This window comes from Achromobacter xylosoxidans, from assembly GCF_002192695.1.
In the GTDB taxonomy this organism is placed as follows: domain Bacteria; phylum Pseudomonadota; class Gammaproteobacteria; order Burkholderiales; family Burkholderiaceae_B; genus Achromobacter; species Achromobacter xylosoxidans_C.
This window is the reverse complement of sequence record NZ_MTLG01000105.1, coordinates 1-430: the sequence shown is the minus strand read 5'-3', so window position 1 is coordinate 430 and position 430 is coordinate 1. Positions and strand designations below refer to the sequence as shown.

1 protein-coding gene is annotated in these 430 nt (G+C 67.4%); it reads left to right on the top strand.

Annotated elements, in window-relative coordinates; all coding sequences use genetic code 11:
* Positions 1 to 10 precede the first annotated feature (10 nt).
* Positions 11 to 430 (top strand): malic enzyme-like NAD(P)-binding protein (locus BRO63_RS25180; RefSeq protein ID WP_373557797.1); only part of this gene is annotated, 420 nt, incomplete at its 3' end.

The following is a 430-nucleotide window of genomic DNA, read 5'->3' as shown; positions in this document are numbered from 1 at the left end:
GCGCGAGCGCATGAAGATCCCCGTCTTCCACGACGACCAGCACGGCACGGCCATTACGGTTTCGGCCGCCTTCATCAACGGCCTGAAGGTCGTGGGCAAGGACATCAAGCAGGTCAAGGTGGTGACTTCCGGCGCAGGCGCGGCCGCGTTGGCCTGCCTGGACCTGATGGTGGACCTGGGCCTGCCGCTGGAAAACGTCTGGGTCACCGACATCGAAGGCGTGGTCTACGAAGGCCGCACCGTGCTGATGGACCCGGACAAGGCGCGCTTCGCGCAGAAGACCGACGCCCGCAAGCTGGCCGAGGTGATCGAGGGCGCCGACGTGTTCCTGGGTCTGTCGGCGGGAGGCGTGCTCAAGCCGGAAATGGTTGCGGCCATGGGCCCGCGCCCGCTGATCCTGGCGCTGGCCAACCCCACGCCCGAGATCCTG